Here is a 21,979-nt window from a genome sequence, read left to right as displayed (position 1 = left end):
TGATTATAAAAATAATCACTCGCAATTGTACCAGCTAGATTCTATCATTTAGGGAGTATAATTTCAATATTTTTATCCCTATTGGACAATATCTCTATTAATTATATTCTATTTTAGAATCTTAAAATGAAATCTTCAAATTGAATATTCTATGACAACGCTATTCAGTAACCAAAGGTTATTTAAAGTATTCCATTATTTATTTTTCTTTATTCTTTTATTAATTGTTTTGAATGATATACCATAAACGTGGGAATTAATGAATTGACAATCTTATATCTAATCATGAGAAATGGGATCATACAAACTTTAAAAATTTACAAGCAAATAAAATAAAAAATACCACCTATTTTCCATTACATTTTCATTTTGTGGGATTTAATAAAGAAATAAGTAAAAATAAAGATAGAAACAAATAGCAATATAGCCATTATAATAACGAAAGAATAAGCAGCACCCTGCACACCATTATGCTGAGTCAGGTAATTAGGAATCAACAATGAGGATATAAAAGTTATCCCATAAGCAAACAAGATGCTTTTCTGCCTTCTCATAACGGACAGTGCATAGTACAAAATAACATTTGCGGAATTAATCCCACCACCGACTAGTAAGATAAGCAGTGAAAATTTAAAGCCGTCTAAACTTGTTTTGTATAATAAAGAAAGGACTGGAATTCCTAAAAAGTAGGCTCCTATAAGAGTTATTACTGTCACCCCTACTATTCCTACAAAAATATAAATAATCACAATTAAGAATTCTCTATAACGTCCGTTATTCCATTTTCTTGCCATGTTAGTCAACATAGGCTTAAATATAAAGCCTATTAATAAATTAATAGTCGATACAGGTAAGAAAATAGCAGTATATTTACTTTGAATATTAGAGGGCATATAACTTTCAACTGCATATCTTGAAGCATTTAAAATATAAGTCATCATAAATGAGCTAACAAACAGTGGCAAGCATTCTAAAATAATGCGCCAAATACTTTGCAGACTTACTTCTATTTTAATCGTAACAAAATGTTCTACAATCCTATAGTTTGTAAAATATACAACAATCAAAGCTACAATAATACCACCCAGCATACTAAAAAATAAATTATGACTAATAGAAAGACAAAACAAAATAGTTATAATTGAAAGTGCTGTTCTTAGTGTCAATGATTTTCCTGAGATATCTAAACGATCATTTTGTTGAAATTCTCCTTCAAATACGTCTGCAAAAGTATCGATCATTTTATAAATACACAACAAGAATACTAGAATTGCTTTTTCAAAAGTGTACCCTTTAATAAGAATATAACCAACACTAGATAAAATCATTATTACATCTGTTACAAAACGAGTAATATAATAATCTGAAAATTGAAATACTTTATGTGTATCAGTGACTTGATATGTTCTTGTTTCAAAATAACCAATTGTAGCCATTAATTGACCAACTGCTAATGACATTGCGAAATCTCCACCCAAATAATCACCAGCTATCCGATTTACACCAATAGTTAATACCATGGTTCCTAATGCTAATGTAAAACTTCCCACCATATTCCAAAAGAAACATTTTGCTATAAGATTATTTTGTTCTGCCCAGAGCCAATTGTAAAACTTATTCATCAAAATCTCCAAAATCTAATTGAAATGGAAAATGATTTTTTCTTTTTTCAACAGGCGGTAGCTTCATATAGTCCCCAAAAAGCCCTTTTAAGTGTCCATCTAAATCCGCTGGAAAGTTTAATTGTACATCTTCAAATTGTAATTTTTGCAGGGGATATAAATGACTTAGTTCAAACATATTTGTATAAGCACTCGTATCACAAAGAAATGCAATTCTTTTTGTTGGAAGATGATTATACAATGTGCAAGCTCTTAAACAACGTTTATAAATCATTTTCTTACTTATATGCATTATTCTCATTGTATAATGAACAAATGCACAAATAAATTGTACTACAGTAGCTATAATCCCAGAAAAAGCTAATACAGGATGTGGGATACTGCGTAGAATCAATAATTTAGACCAAAACCAAGCTGATCTTGCTTGTTTTTTTAATAAATTATTATCATCGCTTACATTATCAAAAGGATATAGATCCAAAAAAATTCCAAAATTACAATCAACATCTTTTAATGCAAATTCTTTAAAAGTAGTTCCCTTCAAAACTAAACGTGTTGTCATTAATGGATAATTTTCATTTTCTGAAGTATTCAATACTTCATAGGTGTCAGGAAATTCTATTTTCACTAATTCAATGAAACGATCAAAGTCCTCCCTTGGCAATCCAATATCAATATCGTCATCCCAAGGTATAAACCCATTATGACGCACAGCTCCTATCCCGGTCCCAGCCAAGCCAAAATAGCGTAATTCATTTTTATCACATATAGATATGAAATCTTTTAATATTTTCATTTCTAATTTATGTACCTTTTCTAAGGTAGCCTCATCATATTCTCCAATCATTATCAATAGCTCCTTTTCATTGTCAAATTTAAAATATTTAAGTATCATAATTATTAATATATATTTTATCCTATTGTTTTTTTATCTAAATACAACATTATATTTTACATTTATGTAATCTATATTACCATATTTAATGTTAGTTTACATTAAATATTTTTTTATAAACACCTGTATAGCTATATCAGCAATTAAGACGAACTTATTATTATTTATATGCTATACAAAAAATGGAATAAGAACTATTCTCATCCCACTTTTTCTAGTTTTAGATGCTTTAAAATACGCTGATAATCTTCTCTAGTATCAACCTCGCCCCAAAAAAAGCCGTTCGTATCTCTTATTACGATATTTATATTCCCACTTAATTGATAAAGAACATTTTCCCACCAATAATTATACTCTTCATCTTTAATTAATTTTGATAATTGTTCTTTAAATACTGGTAAAAAACTTTTCTTTATTTTTGCAACACCAATATACTCACAATCTCTTTCGGATTCTTTCAATTCTTTCCCATAATCAACAAGACAGCAATTATGAGTTTTAAAGAAATAATCTCCTTCTTCTACTCTACTAGAATCCGCAAACATCGTTACTTCATTCTCTTCCTCAATAACTGCTTGCAGAATTTCTTCACTCAAATATACATCTGCATTCATTAAAATAATATCATCATCTTTCAGTTCTTCTCTAGCTAACCATAAAGAAGCAATAGAATTCGTAACTCTAAAAAACGGATTATAATATTCTTTTACATTTAACCCACTTATCTCGTGAACTATATGATGTTCTTTGTATCCTGTGACAATAACTACCTCTATATCATACTTTTGAAGCATTTCAATTGTATGATAAATTAGACTTTCTTCCCCTAACGGAAGTAGACTTTTTGGCTTATTCGTCTCAGATGAAATGCGAGTTCCCATTCCAGCCGCCATTAAAATTGCTTTCATTTTAAATCAACTCCTTCATTTTATCTAATAACAAATCAAAATCCTCTGTCTTTAAGTTTCCTATATGTCCAACCCTTAGAACTGTATCTGCTAATGCTCCTCCGTTTGGAGTAACCATCAAATTATATTCATTTACTAATATATTGTAGATTTCCTTAGCATTACCTTCTTCAAATATAATTGGCGTTAGCGTATTACTTAGTGGATATGTTGGGATATTTAGTCCGATCAACCTTGCCTTTTCACGAAAATACTCTGCCCTTTGATGAATCATCATTACATGATTTTCAACTCCCATTGCTCTAATCTCCATTAAACGCTGATGTAATTCGAAACAAATTCCAACTGCTGGTGTATTAGGCGTTTGTCCGCGCTCCATGTTCTTAACATGTTCTTTAATATTTAAATATAAATTTACAGGCTCCCTATTTTCTACCTTTTCATGATAAAAAGTATTATTCATCACAATCATACTTAATCCCGGGGCTAAAGCCAATGCTTTTTGTGAAGATATAATACTACAATCAATATTCATTTTATCCATCTCGTAAAAATCACTTAAAAAAGAACTAATTGCATCTACAATTAATTTCATCTTTTTCTTTTGACAAAAATCTTGTAATAAATGTATATCATATAATTGACCCGTACTTGTTTCATCAATATTTACCAATAAAGCTGTGTATTTATTGTCAAAAAACAAAGATAATTTTTCATTTGTTAGCGTTTCTCCAAAATTCAATCTTACCTCATCATAAGATATATTATAAATTTGACATATCTTTACAAATCGTTCACCAAAAGAACCACCATTAATAATTAACAATTTATCGCTCTTTCCAAAACAGTTGGATACTACCGCTTCCATAGCCGCACTGCCACTACCTGTAATAAAAGCACATTTACTATCATTATTTGTTCCTATCAGTTCTTTCAACATTGCTGCATTTTCAAGCATTAACTTTGAAAATTCATCAGTTCTAAAATAAGGTATCTGTAAATTTCTTAATGCTAATGTTTCTGGATACATTTCTACTGGTCCCACTGTAAAAAGTTTCATATTTCCCATCCTTTTTTATATATAACAAGTTTATAACATAAACATAACATATTTTCAACAATATGTAACAATATGAGGCTTATTTCACCAAAAAGTATCATTATTTAAACACTTGATTATGTTTCGTTTCAAAATAAGCACAGAAATGTTCCTATTCTATTTCATCGTAATCATACAAATAATTTTGCATGAACACTCTTTATTCAAAGCTTTAAAAAAAATAAGAAATGCTAAATCGCAAAAAAACAATAGCTATACTTATTTTAAGATTAATAATCTGATTTTTGCAACATACATATACAATGGTAACAGGATAATTGTATTACAATCCCCACTATTTATTTTGAAAACTTTATAGTTAATGAAATTATACAAAAATTTAATCAATCATCTTTCTGAAAAAATAATTTAAAAATTAATTATCTAAGAGAAATCCAAATAAAATAATCTTCTGCTAACTTTCCATTTTTTCGTATTTCAACATAATTCTACTTAAAAATAAAGACATATCCCCCTTATTAGCGATTCATCTAATAGAGGGGGCATTTCACTTGTCTTCAATCTTTTTATTTAAAATTATTTTTCCATCCAGCTTTCGTCTTTTGGATCCACTTTCCATGCTTTTAATTTTTCCATATCTTCTTCCTTGATATAGTGATGTTCAACCGCTACCGGAATCAATGTATCATAATCCGTTAATGTCACAAACTTACAATCTGCATTTTTAAAGTTTTCAATTGCTGCTGGTAATCCATAAGTAAAGATCGCTACTAATCCGATGACTTCACATCCTGCTGCTCGCAATGCTTCCACACATTCGATTGAACTTCCACCAGTAGATAAAAGATCTTCAACTACAACGACTTTCATTCCCGGTTTTACAACCCCTTCAATTTGGTTGTTTCTTCCGTGTTTTTTTGCCCCGCCGCGGACATATCCCATAGGCAGACCTAAAATTTCTGCCGTTAAGGCAGCATGGGCAATCCCCGCAGTTGCCGTTCCCATCAAGCATTCCGCTTCAGGATAATGTTCTTTTACTAATTTTGCCAATCCTTCTTCAATATCTTTTCTTACTTTTGGATAAGACAATGTTAGACGGTTGTCGCAGTAAATAGGAGATTTAATTCCCGATGCCCATGTAAATGGATCATTGGGCTGTAAAAATACAGCTTTGATGTCTAATAGATCTTTTGCAATTAATTTTTTCATAGTATTCCTTTTCCTCTCTTTAACCCTTCGATAAATGCATGAATATATTTGATGTCTTCTTTTTTTATACTTCCTAATTCATTTTCAATAGCTTCAAAATCATCATAATGCTGAGAAACCGTTGCTCCCAACAACTTCAAATATTCACAATATTCAATAAATTCGTTCCGATTGAGTACCTTGCTATCTGTTGAGAAAACAAAATATTCAGCATCATACGCCAACAGCATATCAATCACATGAAACAACTGTCGTGAATAACAAGGCGTCGTATAATGCATACCAAAATTCATACAGTCCCCCACGATTAGCACCTTATCTTCTTTCAAATAAACCACCGTAGAGTCAGGACTGTGATCCGATTCAATATGTTCCAGCAAGCAAGACAAATTTCCTAAATCCAATTCCAACTGATGTCGATACATGATGCAGGGAACCTGAATATGCAGCTCACTGCGATCCGGCATCTCCCGTTTTATCTCTTTCACTTCACTAGGAAGCAGTTTTTCTTCCTTAGTATAGCGTTCCAGCATTTCATCAGACCAATCCCAAGCTGCCATTTTCTCCAATGTATCTTTTGCCTGCTTATGAGCAATGTAAGGGAAATGACAAGCTTGTAATCCAAAGACATGATTCCAATGACAATCACTTACGACACCTAATTTAGAAAGTGCATTCAATGACTTATTTTGCTCGATTTCTGTGAGCATCGTTTCCATATGCTCGATGGAAGTTCCGCCATCAATCATTAAAAGCTGATCATCTCCGGCAATACATACTAATAATGGTTTTTTACGATCCATTGGATCACTCAGGCAATAAACATGTTGTGTTAATGGCTTTAATTTCAGTGCCATGACTATGCTCCTTGAAATTGATCCAATACTTCTTTATACGTCGCTGCAGGATCACTTGCTCCTGTAATCGTACGCCCTACTACAATATAGCTTGAAGTCAGCTCGCGCGCTAATTTCGGTGTTGTCACACGTTTTTGATCATCCACGCTGTCACTTGCCAAACGAATTCCCGGAGTGACCGTGATAAAATCCACACCTAATTGTTCATGGACTATTTTTGATTCCAGTGGTGAACAAACGATACCATCCAATCCTGCCGCTTTTGCATTCTCAGCCCATTTCAGCACTACTTTTTCCAATGGCTCATGAATCATCAATTCATTATCCAGTACAGCTTGATCCAAAGAAGTTAAGCATGTCACCGCAATGCATAACGGTCTCGTTTTTCCTTGTGCTCCTTCGTTTAGTCCTTCAATGGCGGCTTTCATCATCTCTATTGAACCAGAGGCATGAACATTGACCATATCCACACCTAATGCTGATAATTGGCGCATCGCACTTTTCACTGTATTAGGAATATCATGAAGCTTTAAATCTAAAAAGATAGAATGACCGCGTCTTACTATTTCTTCGATCATTTCGATTCCCTGTCCATAAAACAGCTCCATTCCTACTTTCACATAAAGTTTTTCATCTTTAAATCGATCCAAGAAATCAATAACTTCCTGTTTGCTTTTAAAATCCAACGCAATAATTACTTTGCTATCAGTCATATTGATGGCTCCTTCCAATAATATCTTTTAAATCTTTAATATTTAATTCATCCATCAAGGCAGGTAATTCATCAATAATTTTCTTACATGCATATGGATCGACTAAATTAGCACTTCCGACAGCGACCGCACTTGCTCCTGCACTCATCATTTCAATCACATCACATGCCTCACTGACACCGCCCATTCCAATAATAGGAATTTTCACTGCCTGATAGACCTGATAAATCATTTTCAATGCAACAGGGAAGATCGCCGGTCCGGAATAGCCACCTGTTTTGTTAGCGATGATTGGCTTTCCGGTTCTTAAATCAAAGCGCATTCCAATCAATGTATTGATCATTGTAATCCCATCAGCTCCAGCCGCTTCGACCGCTTTTGCCATGGCGACGATATCCGTTACATTGGGTGACAGCTTAACATAAACCGGCACTTTTGACACGGCTTTGACTGCTTTAGTGAGATCAGCTGCCATTTGCGGATCTGTCCCAAACTGGATTCCGCCGGCTTTGACATTCGGACAAGAGATATTCAATTCCAATGCCCCCACCATATCATGTGTTGAAATCTTTGCAGCACAGGCAACATAATCTTCCATGCTGCTGCCGGCAACATTGGCAATCACCTTATGATGATACACTAAACGCAGTTTTTCTAATTCTTCACTCATTACCTTGTCAACCCCGGGATTTTGCAGTCCGATCGCATTCAGCATCCCTGCACGTCCTTCTGCAATTCGCGGCAATGGGTTGCCGAAGCGAGGTTCGATCGTTGTCCCCTTGATCATGATACTCCCTAAACAGTTAATATCATAGAACTGAGAGAATTCGTAGCCAAAGCCATACGTTCCGCTAGCCGGAATAATTGGATTTTCAAGATTTAATCCCGGTAATTGAATTGCTAATCTATTCATTGATCATCACCTCACTTGATTTTAAGACAGGTCCTTCTACACAAATACGTTTGTAAGGCGCTGTTTTGACTTTACAAGAGCATCCCATGCACGCTCCAAAGCCACATCCCATGCGGGCTTCAAATGACAGATACCCGTTAACATCATCAAATAAAACAAGCGCATCCAACATTTTTTCAGGTCCACACGCATAGTAGCGGTCATAGGTTAATCCTTCTTTTTTGATCACATCCACAACATTTCCCAAAGCACCATAGCTTCCATCCATCGTAGCAACATAGGTTGTTCCCAAAGCCTTGAATTTATCTTCATAAAAAACATCGCAGGCACTGTTGAATCCGAGTACTGTTGTCACTTCAGTTCCTTGCGCAGCAAGCTTTTTAGCTAGGTTATACATCGGCGGAACCCCTACCCCGCCCCCTATAATCAAGGCTTTTTTAATTGGTTCTAAAGTAAAGCCATTTCCCAGTCCTACTAAAACATCTAACTGTTCCCCTGGCTGCATCGCTTTCATTTTTGTCGTTCCTACACCGACGACTTTATAAGCCAGTGTAATATGAGTTTCATCGTAGTCATGAATTGACATCGGTCTTCTTAAATATGTCGTTTGTCCATCATCCAATTTGATGTTGATGAATTGTCCCGGCGCGCTAATGCTTTTAGCCACGTCACCTTCAAGAACCATTTCATACACATCTTTTGCAAGTGGCGTATTGGAAACGATCGTCATCAGTCCTTGCTTTTCCATTTTCTTCCTCCTAAAATTCTGTTAGTTTTCCTTCGATCATATTATATTTTATTTTACCATAACATGGATATCCGATAAATGGGGTATTGCTTGCTTTTGATACAATATCTTCTTTTTTAATAATAAATTTTTCTTCTAAGTCAAAGACACACAAATCTGCCTTGCTTCCAACTTCGAATTCAACAGGCATCTTCAGCACTTTTGCCGGAGCGGCGCTCATTGCTTCCAGTACCGTTTCCAATGTTGTTTCTCCTGTTTTAACTACATAAGTATAAATCAGCGGGAAACAATGCTGAAGTCCAATAATGCCAAATGGTGCTTTAGAAATATGTCTTTCTTTTTCTTCTTCACTATGAGGAGCATGGTCTGTCGCAATGACAGATAATGTCCCATCATTCAATCCTTTTATTAAAGCTTCACGATCTTCTTTAGAACGAAGCGGCGGATTCATCTTATAATTTGGATCACAGTTTTTAATATTCTCATCGGTTAATACCAAATGATGCGGACTGACTTCACCGCTGACAGGCAATCCCTCTGCCTTGGCTTTTCTTAATAAGTCGACAGTTTGATGTGTGGACACATGACAGACATGATATCGGTTATGAACTGTTCTGACAATATCTAAATCACGTGCTACCTGCTTAAATTCACTCTCATTATTAATGCCTATTAGTTCATGCTCCTTCGCATAATTGCCTTCATGGATACATCCCCCCGGCTTTAATTCACTTTCATCTTCACAATGTGCCACAATAATAGAATCCAATGCTTTTGCTTTGGTCATCGCCGCTTTCATCATCGCATCACTTTGTACACCTTTACCGTCATCTGAGAATCCTGCCACAATCTGATGACGCAGATTATCTTCCATGTTTACCAATTCCTTGCCAGCTAACCCCTTTGTGATTGCCGAATACGTATAGGTATGTACACAAGCATCTTTAGCGACAATCTTTTCAAATCGTTCAATCGTCTCTTCATTATCCATGCAAGGAAGGGTATTTGCCATCGCTACAATATGGCTGTATCCTCCATACAATGCACTTTTTGATCCGGTTGCTACGGTTTCTTTATATTCGAATCCCGGTTCTCTTAAATGAACATGAATATCAATAAAGGAATGAGTCAGCAGCTTTCCTTTCAAATCAATGACCTGAGCATCCTTTTCATCGATCTTTTCTTCAATCGCTTTAATCGTATCCCCCTCAACTAAAACATCTAGCGAAGATAGTTTTTGATGATAATACACCAGCCCGTTTTTAAATAATATCTTATTCATCTTTCAGTACCTGATTGATCAATGCCATTCTCACATAGACCCCGTTTTCCATTTGTTTAAATATTCTTGCCTTTTTACACTCGACGATATCATCTGCGATTTCAACATTACGATTGAATGGAGCTGGATGCATGATGATCGCATTTTCTTTCATAGTATCGACTCTTTGGCGATTTAAGCCATATTGCTGATGGTATTCTTCTTTGCTTAGACTCATATTTGATGTATGACGTTCATGCTGTACCCTTAGCAGCATCACGACATCGACTTGCGGAATAATTTCATCAAAGTTCACATAATTCATACCATCTTCTTTATATTCAAGAGGTCCTGATGTATAAACACTCATCCCTAATCGTTCCATGATCTTAAAGTTGGTATGAGCGACACGACTGTGCTGAACATCGCCTACAATGACTACTTTTAAGCCTTCAAAGCTCCCGAATTCCTGACGAATGGTCAAAAGATCCAATAATGATTGGCTTGGATGCTGACCGGTTCCATCACCACCGCTTAAAATCGGAATATTAATTTTCCCAATCAGCTGCTTGTAATAATCATTTTCCGGATGACGAATCACGACCGCATCACTTCCGATAGACTCGAAGAATCGAACCGTATCATAGAGAGATTCTCCTTTGAGAACACTTGAATTCTGGATATCCAGGTTCTGTGTTTTACAGTTTAAATTCAGTGCTGCTTTTTCAAAACTGTAATGCGTTCTGGTTGAAGGTTCAAAAAAAAGATAAGCGATACACTTACTCCCATGATAGTCTACTTTTTTACCTTTAGCAAAGGCGTCTGCCTCATCTAATATTTCATAAATTTCTTCATTGGTTAAATACTCTAAATTTACAATATTTTTCATCGTCTCTCTCCTTTGTCTCATTTTATACAAAAAAAATACCTTCAGCAGGTATCAAACAGATCGATTGTTCTATTTTATTATACCCACTTCTTTAACGGGGTTTCTTTACCCAATTAATTTTATCAAAAATTACTTGCTTTTTCAACATAATCTATGATTTATTTCATGGAATAAAAAAACAACCGTTATTTCGGTTGCTTAGCGTTTATATTTTTCCTTCAAGGCAACATTAACACAAGGAGGAACCAACTCACTGACATCATGCTGTAAAGAGGCAATTTCTTTTACTGATGATGACGAAATAAAAGACTGCTGTGACTTGGTCATTAAAAATACCATCTCAATGGATTCATCCAAAAACTGATTCGTAAAAGCCATCTGCAATTCATATTCAAAATCAGTTGTCGCTCTTAATCCTCTGACTAAAACCGTCGCACCTACATTTTTAGCGTATTCCACGGCTAATAAATCACTGTAATCGACAATCACGTTATCCAAATCTTTTGTTGCTCCACGTAAAAAGGACAACCTTTCTTCTAATGTAAACAGTTTATTTTTTGCGCTGTTTTCAAAAATGGTCACATAAAGCTGATCATAAAGGCGGCTCGCTCTTTCAATAATATCAATATGTCCGTTTGTCACCGGATCAAATGTCCCGGCATAAACCCCAATTGTATGTTTTCTCATCGTCTATTCCTCAAATTGGTAGATATGTAAAGCAGTGATCCCATAACTCACTTGCTTGATTCTTCTTAAAGAAAGATAGGTTTCCTCAAATTCTTCTTCCTTCAAGTCTTCACACACTACGATGCATCCTTCATTTAGTAATTTTAATTCCTGTAATTTTATTAATAAAGGCTGAATGATCTTTTTCCCATATGGCGGATCAAGCAGCACCAAATCAAAAGTGATGGCTTCCTTACTTAATTTATCGACTGCCTTGCGATAATCACTTTTTAAGACATGTGTTTCCTCACTCATCTTTAAGGCTTCAATATTCTTTTTAATAATCGTGTACGCACGATAATTATTATCGACACTGTAAAGACACTCCATTCCTCGTGACAAGGCCTCTATTCCCAGTCCCCCCGATCCGGCAAATAGATCTAAACAGTTTCCGCCGTTAAAATACGGACCGATAATATTGTATAAATTCTCTTTATTTTTATCCGTTGTAGGCCGTGTTGAAGAAGACTGGATCGTCTGCAAACTACGGCTTTTGTATTTTCCGGCAATTACCCGCATGATTTCACCTGCTTCATCTGATAGGGAGAAGTGGATAAATCTTCTGATAAATCTTGAAAGATTATCCCTGTCAAATCTGACAAGAAGTCGTTAAGCTGATGATAGGCAGCATAATAGTCCTGAATGATTTTAGATTCATTCATTGCTTTCTGCACCGTTTTCAGCTTCTCTTTCGTAGATGAGATATCGACATACTGCGCATATTGCTTCATCTGCTGATATTCATCAAGTACCCGACGGTATTCTATAAGCAGTAATTCTTCCTGCGGTAATTTTTTTTCACATTCTTTAAAGTTAGAATAAGTTGGATCGCTGCATATTGCTTCGATCAATTCGTCCAGCATTTCTTCCATACATTCTCCTACATCATCATTTCAACCATTTGTAAAAGCAAACTCATTTTATCGATTTTATCAGTAAAAGTCAGTTTGTTTTCAATTTTATATTCTTCTATAAATTCTTTCATCATCTCCGGATGACGATAAAGCAGCTTATACCATTTAGGATGTGTACGAATATACGCCATATAAGCATTATTTTGCATTAATTCATAAAATAACGCATGTCTCATAAACGACGATCCTTATAGAAAGAGTCTTCATCCGATCCTTTATCGTTCATTTTTACGACGATATTCAGTATTTTCTGTACCCCATCCAAGCTTCTGCTTACTGCATCCAAATCAATATTCTTTAAGATAAACATTAACTTTGACAAGTCTAATGACTGATCTTTTTCTTTTGTTTCATTGACATAACGTTCAAATACTTTATCTTTTTCACCATAAATTGTATAAATTTCATAAAGCTGCTGCCAGGTATAATGCCCATCCAGTACTTCGTTCCTGATTCCTGGTATTGTTCTTACGAACTGTTTGAATTCATCAAGATTCGCCATATTCTATCACCTAATCTAATATATTCAGGAAGCTTAAGATTGTGACTTCATTTCGGCAATTTTATTTTCTTTTGATATTAAAGCTTGTGCTACCCCGATAGCAACAAAGGCTGCCATTGTGCTGGATCCCCCGGAAGAAACAAACAGCAGCGGCACTCCTGTCATTGGAATCAACCCTGAAACCCCGCCAAGATTGATAAACAGGTGCAAGAAAAAATAAGAGGCTATTCCGGTTAAAACAATCGTTGTTTTAGGATCACTGGCATATTTTGCATATTTTAATAAGCGATAAATAATGATGATATAAGGAATCAGGATCAGGGCCAAGCCAATCAATCCTAATTCTTCTAATATAATACTTGAAATAAAGTCGTTGTGTGCTTCGGGAATGTACCCGAATTTCTGTGTTGAATTTCCTAAGCCAACCCCAAAGATTCCACCATTAGTAATGGCAATCAAAGCATTAGCCACCTGCTGAGAAGTATTCGTCACATCCGACAAGGGATTCAGCCAAGTTTGAAAACGTGTCGCCATATATCCTTTAATAATAAAGTTATACCAAAGCGGCAGCGTGACAATAACGACGGCCACACCGATCAGCATCAAATTCTGTACCTTTATATAAATCCGTTCCTTTGCCACAAAGAAGCTGGCAAGACAGATCGCTAAAGTAATAACTGCTGTTCCGGTGTCGTTCTGTATTAAAGCGATAACCGCAATAGCGACCAATACAACAAACAGCGGCTTATAAATGCAGTGAATGCGCCGCATTTTCAAAGCATTTTCATAACTTTGCAAACTACGATAAGTCGTAGGATGCTTCAAACGATACTTTTTGGGCATATCCACTAACAGATACGCTAGAATCATAACCAAAACAATCTTTGAAAATTCCGATGGCTGCAGAGTCAGTCCAAAAGGTAACCCACGAATCCACGCCTGTGTCCCTTTTTCTGCTGTCCAAAGCAAGCAGGATAAAAGCAAGCCGATCATGATCACATAGACAATTATCCAAGTACGGCGATTAATAATCGCACTGTTGTATAAACGGGATATAACAATCATCAAAAACAAACCGACTAAACAAAAAACCAACTGTTTAACGATATTGGTTATTGCCCAGGTACTTCCGTTTGTCGTCGCAGCCCCGATCGAAGCCGATCCGACCATCACAATCCCCAAAATAGAAAGTACAGTAATCGCTAAAAAGATTAAACGATCCTGCGATTTATAGCGCTTCATAGCTTCATCCTTATATAATCATTTTCTTTTGCCTGCTTCATCGTTTCATAAATAGAATAGCTTGAAGCTTCTTTAAACCGCTGATCCAGTTGTTTTTCCAGTGCTTTAGAATCCACCACTTTCTTAAATTCACGATACCCATCCATAAGTTCATCGCGTGCAATGCCTTCTTCATAAGCTTTTTCAATACAGTTATAAAAAGAGATGACTGTCACAATTTCCTCCATTGACCAGTCATTCTCAAAAGGATATTCATAGTCCATTTTAATCACCCGTTTTTATTTTACTACAAAATATAAATTGAATAAAGTAATTTGGGCTAATATCCAAACATTTTATTGGATTGCGAATATGATATGATGAAAGGAGGGAACAATATGAACTGTGGATATAATTACACTGGTTGTGGATGCCAAAGCTACTGCAATCCTTGCTCATTCTACCCTATGTCTTGCGGATGCGGTGGCGGATGTGGAGGATTCGGCGGTGGATGCGGCGGATTCGGCGGAGGTAGTAGCTGGTTTGCAATCGTCCTTGTTGTTTTCTTATTATTAATCATCTGTGGTTGTACTAAAATCTGCTAAGGGTCTTCCCTTAGCAGTTTTTATTTGTTAAAATGGGGAAGGGGTGATAAATGTGTTAACAATGAAAGACATCTTAGATGATTCACACGAACTTCTAAGACAGAAATCTCAAGAAGTCCCTCTTCCTTTATCAAAAGAAGATCACGACTTAGTTTTATCTATGTATGAATACTTAGAAAATTCGCAAGATGATGAAATTGCTGAAAAATATGGATTACGACCCGGAGTTGGCATTGCTGCTGTTCAATTAGGTGTGCTTAAAAGAATGTGTGCTATCTTGATTCAGGATTATGATGAAGATGGAAACGTCATTAAAAAAGAAGCCTATGCCTTAATTAATCCTAAAATTGTTTCTTATACACCGAAAATGGCTTATTTAAAAGCCGGTGAAGGATGCCTCTCTGTACTCAACGAACATGAAGGCTATGTTCATCGCCATGCAAAAGTCACTATTAAAGGTTATGATGAGCTGACAAAACAAGACGTCACTATTGTAGCCAGAGGGTATAATGCGATCGTGTATCAGCATGAACTGGATCATTTTGACGGAAAGCTTTTTTATGACTACATAAATAAAGATCATCCATTCATGGCACAGCCAAACGCAATGGAAATTGAATAAACAAAAAAACGGTACTCATCAGATCATGAATCCCAACGTTGAATAAGCGACGAGGAAGATTCACTCCATTACAAGTACCGTTTTTTATTTTCATTCTGTTATCTTAATCTAAAATAAACATTGCGGGCAATCACCATCACCTGTCCGCGAATTAAATATTTCACATTGCGCCAGTTAACAACTGACAAAAATAAAGGTACCAATACCACCCCAACGATAACAAATAACAATAACTGCTGTGCTTCACTCAACATAATCCATCTCTCCTTTAATTCCATTTATATTGTATTTATATATTTAATTACATTTATCTTGAACTATTTACATAATAATCCATATTTTATCCATTGTCAATGGATTTAAACATAATATTACATTTAACATGGAATATTATGTTGAAAAATACATCAATCATGGTATAATGCTAATAGATAGGAAGTGACACGATGTTTGGAGATAAACTTAAAAGTGCCCGAAAAAATAAACAGTTGAAGCAATCCGAATTGGCACGAATGCTTGATATAAAAAATACAACTGTCAGCAACTGGGAAAAAGGATTAAGCAAACCTGATCTCGATATGATTGAAAAGCTATGTTGGATTTTAGAAGTGGATGCAAACTACTTTTGTGAAAGCCATTTTGAATCGCTGCAGCTTACTATTGCCGAGCAGGTACTCATTCAAAAGTATCGAAAGATCGAAAAAGCCGGTCAGGAAATGATTGATTTCATCTTAGACAAAGAAATGTCACGTCTCACAACAGATGTACCACCGATCATTGATCCGGTTATTTCGATCCCACAGCGCTATATCGACTGCTATCCGCGTCTTGCCAGCTGTGGAAGCGGCGAATATGTATTTGAAGGAATTCCTAGTGAAAGCATCTTGGTTGATGAAAATTGTTCCGCTGATTTTGCCATAGGAGTTAACGGACATAGTATGGAGCCTACTTATTATGATGGCGAAATTTTATTAATTAAAAAACAGGATCAAATTAATTTAGGAGAAAAAGGGTTATTCATCATTGACGGAGAAGCATTCGTAAAAGAATTAGGGAAAAAGAAACTGATTTCTCATAATCCCGATTATCCGGATATCCTATTTAAGCCGACGATGGATATTACCTGTGTGGGAAAAGTTATCGGTTCTTATGATAAGTCATTAGCCTAGCTGATGACTTTTATGTTAGAATAGAAAAGAGGTGATTCTATGCATATCAGTCGATTATTTGAAATCGTTTATATCTTATTAAACAAAAAGAATGTGACAGCAGTTGAACTCTCAGAACATTTTGAAGTCTCTACACGCACCATTTACCGTGATATTGATACATTAAACATGGCGGGGATTCCCGTTTATACCATGCAGGGAAAAGGCGGAGGCATCGGTCTGTTAGATAATTTTATTTTAAATAAGGCTTATTTCTCCAAAGAAGAGCAAAGTGAAATATTGACAGCGATCGAATGTATTCGCCGTTTAGATAATTCTGCTTCCAAGCAAATCATGGATAAACTCAGCCACTTTTTCCAGCAGGAGCAAAGTACCTGGATCGAGGTTGACTTCAACAGCTGGAGCAATCAGCAGGGCAATAATTTTTTCAATCAGCTAAAAGAAGCGATTCTTTCTAAAAAAATGATGACTTTCACTTACTACAATAATAATGGCGAAAAAAGTCATCGGACAGTAGAACCGATCCGTCTGATCTTTAAATATCAGGATTGGTATTTATATGCTTATTGTCATATGCGTGAAGACTATCGTTACTTTAAATTGAATCGGATGGAAGATTTAGTCAGTACCAAAAAACACTTTGAAACAGATCATCAAGATGCCCTGCCCCAAGAGCATCAGCAGACAAACACAGAGAAAATTCATCTGACACTAAAATTTGAACAGGAAGCGGCTTTTCGAGTGCGTGATGAATACAGCAACGTTCAGCCACTGGAAGATGGCAGCATGATCATAGAAGTTGACTTGGAAGATAAGCAATGGGTCTACAGCTACCTTTTATCTTTTGGCAGTCAGGTCACTGTTCTTGCTCCCTTGGAGATCAAAGAAGGTTTATTAAAAATAATCGAAGATATTCAACATAAATATGACAGCTAGTTGTCAGGTTATCCATTGTATAATGAGCTTGTAAATGAAAGGAGAGCAAGACAATGGAAAAATTTTGCCAAAGCTGTGGAATGCCGCTTACAAATGAAGTATTAGGAACAAATGAGGATGGAAGTTTAAATCAAGACTACTGTAAATACTGTTATCAGGAGGGAAAATTTACCCAAGAATGCACAATGGAGGAAATGATTGAATTTTGTGTTCCGATGATGGAAGAGATGAAACCTGAAGAAGCCAGAAAAATGATGCAGGAATTCTTCCCACATTTAAAAAGATGGAAAACTCAATAATCTAAATGAGAGATTTATCGCAAGATAGATCTTTTTTTATAATAAATAAATTTATATAAAAATTTTAGTGTTCGTGTTATTCTATAAGCAGACATCACTCACACAAGGAAGGTAACCTATTATGATCAAGAAAAGCAGTTTAAATACCCTTACACACAACAGACAAATTCTTTCATGCGGAAAAGATTTCGCCTATGTATTACCTGATGAGTCCCTGAGAAATCTCATCTCTAATTTTACGATTACCTTTCCCAATAAAAAATGATCTCCGATGCGTATACCATCATGCCTCATGGCAGTGTTACACTGGTTCTTTTCTATAATACCGGAGGTCTTCAGAGCCCATTATTTGGTCCCACTACAAAGCCGCAAAAGGTTGGAGATATAGCTAGCACTTGTGATATGATCTTCATCATTGAATTTCAGCCGGCAGGCTTCTTTCCTTTCAGCAAAATCAATCAAAAAGACCTCACCGATAACATACTCCCCTTTTCATCCGTCGATGCAGCATTGGATCAGTCTTTACGAAATACCCTGACTGCTGCTTCAGACGCTGACCTTTTATTAACCGAAATAGAAAGAAAACTGATATCCAGCATTCAGCTATTATATCCAAAAGAGCTTACCCTTGCCATCAACCTCATCATTCAAGCCCAAGGCAGCATCACTGCTTCTGAAATTTCCAACCGTTCTTTTTATAGTACCCGTCATTTAAATCGACTATTTAATTTATATTTAGGGATGAGCATAAAAGCTTTTTCACGATTAGTCCGTATAAATAAGTCGATAACTATGCTGAATGAAACAACCCACACATTAGCTTTTGTATGTGAAAAACTAGAATACTATGATGTCTCTCATTTTGTTAAGGATTTTAAGATTGTCTGTGGCATTACTCCGCAAGAATATCGCTTGCATATGTCCGATTTTTACAATGAAATAGCGAAGTATTAATTCTATAATAGAAGATGTAAAACATACAGAAAGAGAGATAAATAAAGATGAAATTTAATGAAACTACTATCCGTATTTTAGTAAGAAAAAACTATGGAGAATGCTATGATTTTTACACAGAGAAAATAGGTTTGATTCCTGTATGGGGAGATCGAAACGGACCTTATACTTCTTTTGCCGTAAGCAGTGATACACCGCCTTGCTTCGCTATTTTTTCCGGGGAAGCAATGTCTATGTTTCAGGGGTATACTCAACCGGAAACAACCAATCAGCCCGACACTGTCGCTGCTATTATCCCTACACTTGATTTAGATGGAGATTATCAGCGTCTAAAAGCTGCCGGTGTTCCTTTTCTAGGAGAACCGCAATTTATTGAAGATTGGGGAATGCGCTGTACATATTTCAGAGATCCCGAAGGCAATCTGTTTGAATTGAATGATGCCAGCGGTATTTAAGAATAATTGAATATATAAAAAACGCAAAGCGAATACACAGAATATAATATGTGATTTGCAGTTTGCGTTTTTATTTTAAGAAATGAGCAGTTAGATAGAGACCTTATTGCTCTTTCAATACTGTTTAAATAGAAATAAAAAAAGAGGAATTGCTTCCTCTTAATCCATCCAATCAAATTCAAAATCTAAGATGCGTATCGTATCACCATTTTCAGCACCTGCTATACGCAAAGCTTCATCTAACCCTAGATTACGCATTTTTAAAGCAAAACGCTTAAATGAGTCATCCGATACGAAGCTGGTCATTGCTGCAATTTTTTCTATCTTTTCTCCAGTGACTTCCCAGATTCCGTTACCTAAATTATGGATATTGAATTCTGGTGCAGAGTCTCCTTCAAATGTATATAAAACACTCTTTTCTTGGATTTCTTCTTCGTCCATAGGAAATTCCGGTGTTTGTGCCAACAAGTCCGCAATACGATAGATTGGCAGGTCCAGTCCATCATGGGTAATCGCACTTATCGGGAAGATCTCAACATCTTCTCCTACTTCTTTTTTAAATCGTTCTAGGTTTTCCTTAGCCCCTTCAATATCCATCTTATTGGCAATAATGATTTGAGGGCGTTCTAATAAACGATATTTATATTCTGCTAATTCTTCATTAATAATACGATAATCTTCAACCGGATCACGTCCTTCACTTGCCCCCATATCAATCACGTGTACGATGACACGACATCTTTCAATATGGCGCAAGAACTGGTGTCCTAGTCCTTTTCCCTGACTGGCACCCTCGATCAAGCCCGGCAAATCCGCCATTACAAAAGAACGTCCGTCTTTTGCCTGAACCACACCTAAATTAGGCACGATGGTCGTAAAATGGTAATCCGCTATTTCCGGTCTGGCACGAGATACAACAGATAATAAAGTTGATTTTCCTACAGACGGGAATCCAACCAGTCCCACATCCGCTAACAGCTTTAATTCACAGATCACATTAAAGGATTCTCCCGGCTCACCGCGTTCACAAATTGTGGGAGCTGGGTTACGACTCGTTGCAAAACGAGCATTTCCACGTCCGCCACGTCCGCCTTTAGCTAAGACAACGCGCTGTTTATCTGTCGTTAAGTCGGCAATAGTCATTCCTGTATCTTCGTTAATCAGCATTGTTCCGACCGGTACTTTTACAATCATATCCTGACCGCTGGCACCTGCCATTTTCTTAGCCATCCCGTTAGCTCCGCTGCGAGCACGGTATTCACGCTTAAAGCGGATATCCAACAATGTCGATAAAGAAGTCGTCGCTTCAAAGATAATGCTTCCTCCACGTCCGCCGTCGCCGCCGGCAGGTCCGCCTCTTGGTACATGGGCTTCACGTCTAAAGGCAACAACACCATCTCCGCCGCTTCCGGCTTCTACATATATTTTTGCTTTGTCAATAAATTGCATGATTTCACCTCAATTTCATTATTCACACTTTTAACAAAAAAATCCCTTTTTGGGATTTTAATTAAGCAACTGGATATACTGAAACTTTAGTTTTCTTTTTACCTAATCTTTCAAATTTAACCACACCGTCTACTTTTGCAAATAAAGTGTCATCTCCACCTTTACCTACATTTGTACCCGGATGAATTTTAGTACCTCTTTGTCTATAAATGATAGACCCAGCTGTACAAGTTTGTCCATCTGCTAATTTAGCTCCTAATCTTTTTGATTCAGAGTCACGACCATTCTTAGTTGACCCAACTCCCTTTTTAGAAGCGAATAACTGTAAATCTAATTTTAATAACATGCGTTACACCTCCTGGATAGATATATAATCAAAGTAACTTTCCTCGATTGTTTTCAGCTGAATATGAAGTGTCTCTAGTATCACTTGCAATTCTGTGTGTAAACAATCCTTTATTAACATGTCGACATATCCCTCTTCTACTGTGTATTCACAATAGTCAATCAAACCAAATTCACTGATTGCATTAATTCCCCCGATTATAACGGTACTTACACCGGCACAAACGATATCTTTTCCGCGATTCGCAAATAAAGCATGACCTGTAACAGTCAGTCGACTTATTTTATCTTCTTTTTTTTCAACAATGATTTTAATCATGATTAAGCATTTATAGCTTCAATGATTAATTTAGTATAAGGTTGACGATGACCTTGTTTTTTGTGGTAATGTTTTTTAGGTTGATATTTGTAGACAATCACTTTCTTATCTTTTCCGTGTTTTTCTACTTTAGCTTGAACTGTAGCCCCATCAACATAAGGAGCACCCACTTTTGTGTCATCTCCACCAACGAATAATACTTTATCAAAAGTATAAACGTCACCTTCATTAACATCTAATTTTTCTACAAAGATTGCTTGTCCAGCTTCAACTTTTAATTGTTTTCCACCTGTTTCAATTACTGCGTACATTAATTTCGCACCTCCTATAATTTTCTCTAAGACTCGCCAACAAAGGCAGCTAAGCTTTAATACCTTATATGTGCGGT

30 protein-coding genes and 1 other annotated feature (1 of these 31 cut by a window edge) are annotated in these 21,979 nt (G+C 36.0%); of the genes, 7 read left to right on the top strand and 23 right to left on the bottom strand.

Going from position 1 to position 21,979, the window contains the following annotated elements; all coding sequences use genetic code 11:
• Positions 1-356: 356 nt before the first annotated feature.
• The 18 genes from ACLRVU_RS08125 to ACLRVU_RS08040 form a co-directional block, all read right to left on the bottom strand.
• Positions 357-1,622 carry a lipopolysaccharide biosynthesis protein gene (locus tag ACLRVU_RS08125; RefSeq protein WP_412891471.1) on the bottom strand — a complete coding sequence of 422 codons (1,266 nt, stop codon included), beginning with the start codon at positions 1,620-1,622 and terminating at the stop codon, positions 357-359.
• Positions 1,615-2,469 carry a LicD family protein gene (locus ACLRVU_RS08120; RefSeq protein WP_412891470.1) on the bottom strand — a complete coding sequence of 285 codons (855 nt, stop codon included), beginning with the start codon at positions 2,467-2,469 and terminating at the stop codon, positions 1,615-1,617. Before ACLRVU_RS08120 ends, ACLRVU_RS08125 begins: the two co-directional genes overlap by 8 nt.
• A 248-nt stretch (positions 2,470-2,717) precedes the next feature.
• The gene (locus ACLRVU_RS08115) at positions 2,718-3,425 is read right to left on the bottom strand and encodes an NTP transferase domain-containing protein (RefSeq protein WP_412891469.1); all 708 of its coding nucleotides are present in this window, start codon (positions 3,423-3,425) and stop codon (positions 2,718-2,720) included.
• Position 3,426: 1 nt separating this feature from the next.
• Positions 3,427-4,485 carry a pyridoxal-phosphate-dependent aminotransferase family protein gene (locus tag ACLRVU_RS08110; protein ID WP_412891468.1) on the bottom strand — a complete coding sequence of 353 codons (1,059 nt, stop codon included), beginning with the start codon at positions 4,483-4,485 and terminating at the stop codon, positions 3,427-3,429.
• A 576-nt stretch (positions 4,486-5,061) separates the two neighbouring features.
• Positions 5,062-5,694 (bottom strand): orotate phosphoribosyltransferase, encoded by a 633-nt coding sequence (gene pyrE / locus ACLRVU_RS08105; RefSeq protein ID WP_147553404.1) that lies wholly within the window; start codon positions 5,692-5,694, stop codon positions 5,062-5,064.
• The gene (locus ACLRVU_RS08100; RefSeq protein WP_412891467.1) at positions 5,691-6,551 is read right to left on the bottom strand and encodes a hypothetical protein; all 861 of its coding nucleotides are present in this window, start codon (positions 6,549-6,551) and stop codon (positions 5,691-5,693) included. Before ACLRVU_RS08100 ends, pyrE begins: the two co-directional genes overlap by 4 nt.
• Positions 6,552-6,553: 2 nt before the next feature.
• Entirely contained in the window at positions 6,554-7,264 is a 711-nt protein-coding gene (gene pyrF / locus ACLRVU_RS08095; protein WP_412891466.1) for an orotidine-5'-phosphate decarboxylase, read from the bottom strand.
• The gene (locus ACLRVU_RS08090; protein ID WP_412891465.1) at positions 7,257-8,177 is read right to left on the bottom strand and encodes a dihydroorotate dehydrogenase; all 921 of its coding nucleotides are present in this window, start codon (positions 8,175-8,177) and stop codon (positions 7,257-7,259) included. Before ACLRVU_RS08090 ends, pyrF begins: the two co-directional genes overlap by 8 nt.
• Positions 8,170-8,925 carry a dihydroorotate dehydrogenase electron transfer subunit gene (locus ACLRVU_RS08085; RefSeq protein WP_412891464.1) on the bottom strand — a complete coding sequence of 252 codons (756 nt, stop codon included), beginning with the start codon at positions 8,923-8,925 and terminating at the stop codon, positions 8,170-8,172. Before ACLRVU_RS08085 ends, ACLRVU_RS08090 begins: the two co-directional genes overlap by 8 nt.
• A 10-nt stretch (positions 8,926-8,935) precedes the next feature.
• Entirely contained in the window at positions 8,936-10,207 is a 1,272-nt protein-coding gene (locus ACLRVU_RS08080; protein WP_412891463.1) for a dihydroorotase, read from the bottom strand.
• Positions 10,200-11,075, bottom strand: coding sequence for an aspartate carbamoyltransferase catalytic subunit (locus ACLRVU_RS08075; protein WP_412891462.1), 876 nt, complete (start codon positions 11,073-11,075; stop codon positions 10,200-10,202). Before ACLRVU_RS08075 ends, ACLRVU_RS08080 begins: the two co-directional genes overlap by 8 nt.
• Positions 11,076-11,273: 198 nt before the next feature.
• Positions 11,274-11,762, bottom strand: a complete 489-nt coding sequence (coaD, locus tag ACLRVU_RS08070) for a pantetheine-phosphate adenylyltransferase (RefSeq protein WP_412891461.1) — start codon at positions 11,760-11,762, stop codon at positions 11,274-11,276.
• Positions 11,763-11,765: 3 nt separating this feature from the next.
• Positions 11,766-12,320 carry a 16S rRNA (guanine(966)-N(2))-methyltransferase RsmD gene (gene rsmD / locus ACLRVU_RS08065; RefSeq protein WP_412891460.1) on the bottom strand — a complete coding sequence of 185 codons (555 nt, stop codon included), beginning with the start codon at positions 12,318-12,320 and terminating at the stop codon, positions 11,766-11,768.
• Positions 12,311-12,673, bottom strand: a complete 363-nt coding sequence (locus ACLRVU_RS08060) for a YlbF family regulator (protein ID WP_412891459.1) — start codon at positions 12,671-12,673, stop codon at positions 12,311-12,313. The genes rsmD and ACLRVU_RS08060 overlap by 10 nt, the downstream gene beginning before the upstream one ends.
• An 8-nt stretch (positions 12,674-12,681) precedes the next feature.
• Entirely contained in the window at positions 12,682-12,891 is a 210-nt protein-coding gene (locus tag ACLRVU_RS08055; RefSeq protein WP_197066534.1) for a YlbE-like family protein, read from the bottom strand.
• The gene (gene ylbD / locus ACLRVU_RS08050) at positions 12,888-13,217 is read right to left on the bottom strand and encodes a spore coat protein YlbD (protein ID WP_147553414.1); all 330 of its coding nucleotides are present in this window, start codon (positions 13,215-13,217) and stop codon (positions 12,888-12,890) included. The genes ACLRVU_RS08055 and ylbD overlap by 4 nt, the downstream gene beginning before the upstream one ends.
• 33 nt (positions 13,218-13,250) lie before the next feature.
• Positions 13,251-14,459 carry an FtsW/RodA/SpoVE family cell cycle protein gene (locus ACLRVU_RS08045; protein WP_412891458.1) on the bottom strand — a complete coding sequence of 403 codons (1,209 nt, stop codon included), beginning with the start codon at positions 14,457-14,459 and terminating at the stop codon, positions 13,251-13,253.
• Complete coding sequence (locus ACLRVU_RS08040) at positions 14,456-14,722, bottom strand: UPF0223 family protein (RefSeq protein ID WP_412891457.1); 267 nt, start codon at positions 14,720-14,722, stop codon at positions 14,456-14,458. The genes ACLRVU_RS08045 and ACLRVU_RS08040 overlap by 4 nt, the downstream gene beginning before the upstream one ends.
• Positions 14,723-14,836: 114 nt before the next feature.
• On the opposite strand from ACLRVU_RS08040, the gene ACLRVU_RS08035 reads away from it, so the two are divergent.
• Together ACLRVU_RS08035 and def are read left to right on the top strand one after the other, a co-directional pair.
• Positions 14,837-15,043, top strand: coding sequence for a hypothetical protein (locus ACLRVU_RS08035; RefSeq protein ID WP_412891456.1), 207 nt, complete (start codon positions 14,837-14,839; stop codon positions 15,041-15,043).
• Positions 15,044-15,104: 61 nt separating this feature from the next.
• Complete coding sequence (def, locus tag ACLRVU_RS08030; RefSeq protein WP_412891503.1) at positions 15,105-15,665, top strand: peptide deformylase; 561 nt, start codon at positions 15,105-15,107, stop codon at positions 15,663-15,665.
• A gap of 98 nt (positions 15,666-15,763) precedes the next feature.
• On the opposite strand, the gene ACLRVU_RS08025 is transcribed toward def, so the two are convergent.
• A complete protein-coding gene (locus tag ACLRVU_RS08025; protein WP_412096955.1) occupies positions 15,764-15,919 on the bottom strand; it encodes a hypothetical protein in 156 nt (51 codons plus the stop codon).
• Positions 15,920-16,111: 192 nt separating this feature from the next.
• Here ACLRVU_RS08025 and ACLRVU_RS08020 point away from each other — a divergent pair, with 192 nt between their 5' ends.
• The 5 genes from ACLRVU_RS08020 to ACLRVU_RS08000 all read left to right on the top strand — a co-directional run bounded on the left by ACLRVU_RS08020 (position 16,112) and on the right by ACLRVU_RS08000 (position 19,478).
• The gene (locus tag ACLRVU_RS08020) at positions 16,112-16,834 is read left to right on the top strand and encodes an XRE family transcriptional regulator (RefSeq protein WP_412891455.1); all 723 of its coding nucleotides are present in this window, start codon (positions 16,112-16,114) and stop codon (positions 16,832-16,834) included.
• A 39-nt stretch (positions 16,835-16,873) separates the two neighbouring features.
• Positions 16,874-17,770 (top strand): helix-turn-helix transcriptional regulator, encoded by an 897-nt coding sequence (locus tag ACLRVU_RS08015; protein WP_412891454.1) that lies wholly within the window; start codon positions 16,874-16,876, stop codon positions 17,768-17,770.
• Between the two features lie 53 nt (positions 17,771-17,823).
• Positions 17,824-18,069: a zinc ribbon domain-containing protein gene (locus ACLRVU_RS08010; RefSeq protein ID WP_147553420.1), complete on the top strand. Its 246-nt coding sequence runs from the start codon at positions 17,824-17,826 to the stop codon at positions 18,067-18,069.
• A gap of 285 nt (positions 18,070-18,354) precedes the next feature.
• On the top strand, positions 18,355-19,023 hold the full coding sequence (locus ACLRVU_RS08005) for a helix-turn-helix domain-containing protein (RefSeq protein ID WP_412891453.1): 669 nt from the start codon (positions 18,355-18,357) through the stop codon (positions 19,021-19,023).
• 47 nt (positions 19,024-19,070) lie between these two features.
• Positions 19,071-19,478: a VOC family protein gene (locus ACLRVU_RS08000; RefSeq protein ID WP_412891452.1), complete on the top strand. Its 408-nt coding sequence runs from the start codon at positions 19,071-19,073 to the stop codon at positions 19,476-19,478.
• A 159-nt stretch (positions 19,479-19,637) separates the two neighbouring features.
• Here the strand turns inward: ACLRVU_RS08000 and obgE are convergent, their stop codons facing one another.
• The 4 genes from obgE to rplU all read right to left on the bottom strand — a co-directional run bounded on the left by obgE (position 19,638) and on the right by rplU (position 21,902).
• Positions 19,638-20,927, bottom strand: a complete 1,290-nt coding sequence (gene obgE, locus ACLRVU_RS07995; protein WP_412891451.1) for a GTPase ObgE — start codon at positions 20,925-20,927, stop codon at positions 19,638-19,640.
• A gap of 61 nt (positions 20,928-20,988) precedes the next feature.
• Positions 20,989-21,273, bottom strand: coding sequence for a 50S ribosomal protein L27 (gene rpmA / locus ACLRVU_RS07990; RefSeq protein ID WP_041138634.1), 285 nt, complete (start codon positions 21,271-21,273; stop codon positions 20,989-20,991).
• Between the two features lie 3 nt (positions 21,274-21,276).
• Positions 21,277-21,591: a ribosomal-processing cysteine protease Prp gene (locus ACLRVU_RS07985; protein ID WP_412891450.1), complete on the bottom strand. Its 315-nt coding sequence runs from the start codon at positions 21,589-21,591 to the stop codon at positions 21,277-21,279.
• Between the two features lie 2 nt (positions 21,592-21,593).
• Positions 21,594-21,902, bottom strand: coding sequence for a 50S ribosomal protein L21 (rplU, locus tag ACLRVU_RS07980; RefSeq protein WP_412891449.1), 309 nt, complete (start codon positions 21,900-21,902; stop codon positions 21,594-21,596).
• A 19-nt stretch (positions 21,903-21,921) separates the two neighbouring features.
• Positions 21,922-21,979 (bottom strand) — a sequence feature (ribosomal protein L21 leader region); it runs 11 nt beyond the window's last position.

It is taken from the genome of Beduini sp. (genome assembly GCF_047239305.1).
Lineage (GTDB): Bacteria > Bacillota_I > Bacilli_A > Erysipelotrichales > Coprobacillaceae > Beduini.
This window is presented reverse-complemented; position numbering and strand designations above follow the sequence as displayed.

Excerpts from the sequence above, each read along its gene's own strand:
- ACLRVU_RS08125 (WP_412891471.1), bottom strand. The coding sequence starts at position 1,622 with ATGAATAAGTTTTACAATTGGCTCTGGGCAGAACAAAATAATCTTATA.
- ACLRVU_RS08120 (WP_412891470.1), bottom strand. The coding sequence starts at position 2,469 with ATGATTGGAGAATATGATGAGGCTACCTTAGAAAAGGTACATAAATTA.
- ACLRVU_RS08115 (WP_412891469.1), bottom strand. The coding sequence starts at position 3,425 with ATGAAAGCAATTTTAATGGCGGCTGGAATGGGAACTCGCATTTCATCT.
- ACLRVU_RS08110 (WP_412891468.1), bottom strand. The coding sequence starts at position 4,485 with ATGAAACTTTTTACAGTGGGACCAGTAGAAATGTATCCAGAAACATTA.
- pyrE (WP_147553404.1), bottom strand. The coding sequence starts at position 5,694 with ATGAAAAAATTAATTGCAAAAGATCTATTAGACATCAAAGCTGTATTT.
- ACLRVU_RS08100 (WP_412891467.1), bottom strand. The coding sequence starts at position 6,551 with ATGGCACTGAAATTAAAGCCATTAACACAACATGTTTATTGCCTGAGT.
- pyrF (WP_412891466.1), bottom strand. The coding sequence starts at position 7,264 with ATGACTGATAGCAAAGTAATTATTGCGTTGGATTTTAAAAGCAAACAG.
- ACLRVU_RS08090 (WP_412891465.1), bottom strand. The coding sequence starts at position 8,177 with ATGAATAGATTAGCAATTCAATTACCGGGATTAAATCTTGAAAATCCA.
- ACLRVU_RS08085 (WP_412891464.1), bottom strand. The coding sequence starts at position 8,925 with ATGGAAAAGCAAGGACTGATGACGATCGTTTCCAATACGCCACTTGCA.
- ACLRVU_RS08080 (WP_412891463.1), bottom strand. The coding sequence starts at position 10,207 with ATGAATAAGATATTATTTAAAAACGGGCTGGTGTATTATCATCAAAAA.
- ACLRVU_RS08075 (WP_412891462.1), bottom strand. The coding sequence starts at position 11,075 with ATGAAAAATATTGTAAATTTAGAGTATTTAACCAATGAAGAAATTTAT.
- coaD (WP_412891461.1), bottom strand. The coding sequence starts at position 11,762 with ATGAGAAAACATACAATTGGGGTTTATGCCGGGACATTTGATCCGGTG.
- rsmD (WP_412891460.1), bottom strand. The coding sequence starts at position 12,320 with ATGCGGGTAATTGCCGGAAAATACAAAAGCCGTAGTTTGCAGACGATC.
- ACLRVU_RS08060 (WP_412891459.1), bottom strand. The coding sequence starts at position 12,673 with ATGGAAGAAATGCTGGACGAATTGATCGAAGCAATATGCAGCGATCCA.
- ACLRVU_RS08055 (WP_197066534.1), bottom strand. The coding sequence starts at position 12,891 with ATGAGACATGCGTTATTTTATGAATTAATGCAAAATAATGCTTATATG.
- ylbD (WP_147553414.1), bottom strand. The coding sequence starts at position 13,217 with ATGGCGAATCTTGATGAATTCAAACAGTTCGTAAGAACAATACCAGGA.
- ACLRVU_RS08045 (WP_412891458.1), bottom strand. The coding sequence starts at position 14,459 with ATGAAGCGCTATAAATCGCAGGATCGTTTAATCTTTTTAGCGATTACT.
- ACLRVU_RS08040 (WP_412891457.1), bottom strand. The coding sequence starts at position 14,722 with ATGGACTATGAATATCCTTTTGAGAATGACTGGTCAATGGAGGAAATT.
- ACLRVU_RS08035 (WP_412891456.1), top strand. The coding sequence starts at position 14,837 with ATGAACTGTGGATATAATTACACTGGTTGTGGATGCCAAAGCTACTGC.
- def (WP_412891503.1), top strand. The coding sequence starts at position 15,105 with ATGAAAGACATCTTAGATGATTCACACGAACTTCTAAGACAGAAATCT.
- ACLRVU_RS08025 (WP_412096955.1), bottom strand. The coding sequence starts at position 15,919 with ATGTTGAGTGAAGCACAGCAGTTATTGTTATTTGTTATCGTTGGGGTG.
- ACLRVU_RS08020 (WP_412891455.1), top strand. The coding sequence starts at position 16,112 with ATGTTTGGAGATAAACTTAAAAGTGCCCGAAAAAATAAACAGTTGAAG.
- ACLRVU_RS08015 (WP_412891454.1), top strand. The coding sequence starts at position 16,874 with ATGCATATCAGTCGATTATTTGAAATCGTTTATATCTTATTAAACAAA.
- ACLRVU_RS08010 (WP_147553420.1), top strand. The coding sequence starts at position 17,824 with ATGGAAAAATTTTGCCAAAGCTGTGGAATGCCGCTTACAAATGAAGTA.
- ACLRVU_RS08005 (WP_412891453.1), top strand. The coding sequence starts at position 18,355 with ATGCCTCATGGCAGTGTTACACTGGTTCTTTTCTATAATACCGGAGGT.
- ACLRVU_RS08000 (WP_412891452.1), top strand. The coding sequence starts at position 19,071 with ATGAAATTTAATGAAACTACTATCCGTATTTTAGTAAGAAAAAACTAT.
- obgE (WP_412891451.1), bottom strand. The coding sequence starts at position 20,927 with ATGCAATTTATTGACAAAGCAAAAATATATGTAGAAGCCGGAAGCGGC.
- rpmA (WP_041138634.1), bottom strand. The coding sequence starts at position 21,273 with ATGTTATTAAAATTAGATTTACAGTTATTCGCTTCTAAAAAGGGAGTT.
- ACLRVU_RS07985 (WP_412891450.1), bottom strand. The coding sequence starts at position 21,591 with ATGATTAAAATCATTGTTGAAAAAAAAGAAGATAAAATAAGTCGACTG.
- rplU (WP_412891449.1), bottom strand. The coding sequence starts at position 21,902 with ATGTACGCAGTAATTGAAACAGGTGGAAAACAATTAAAAGTTGAAGCT.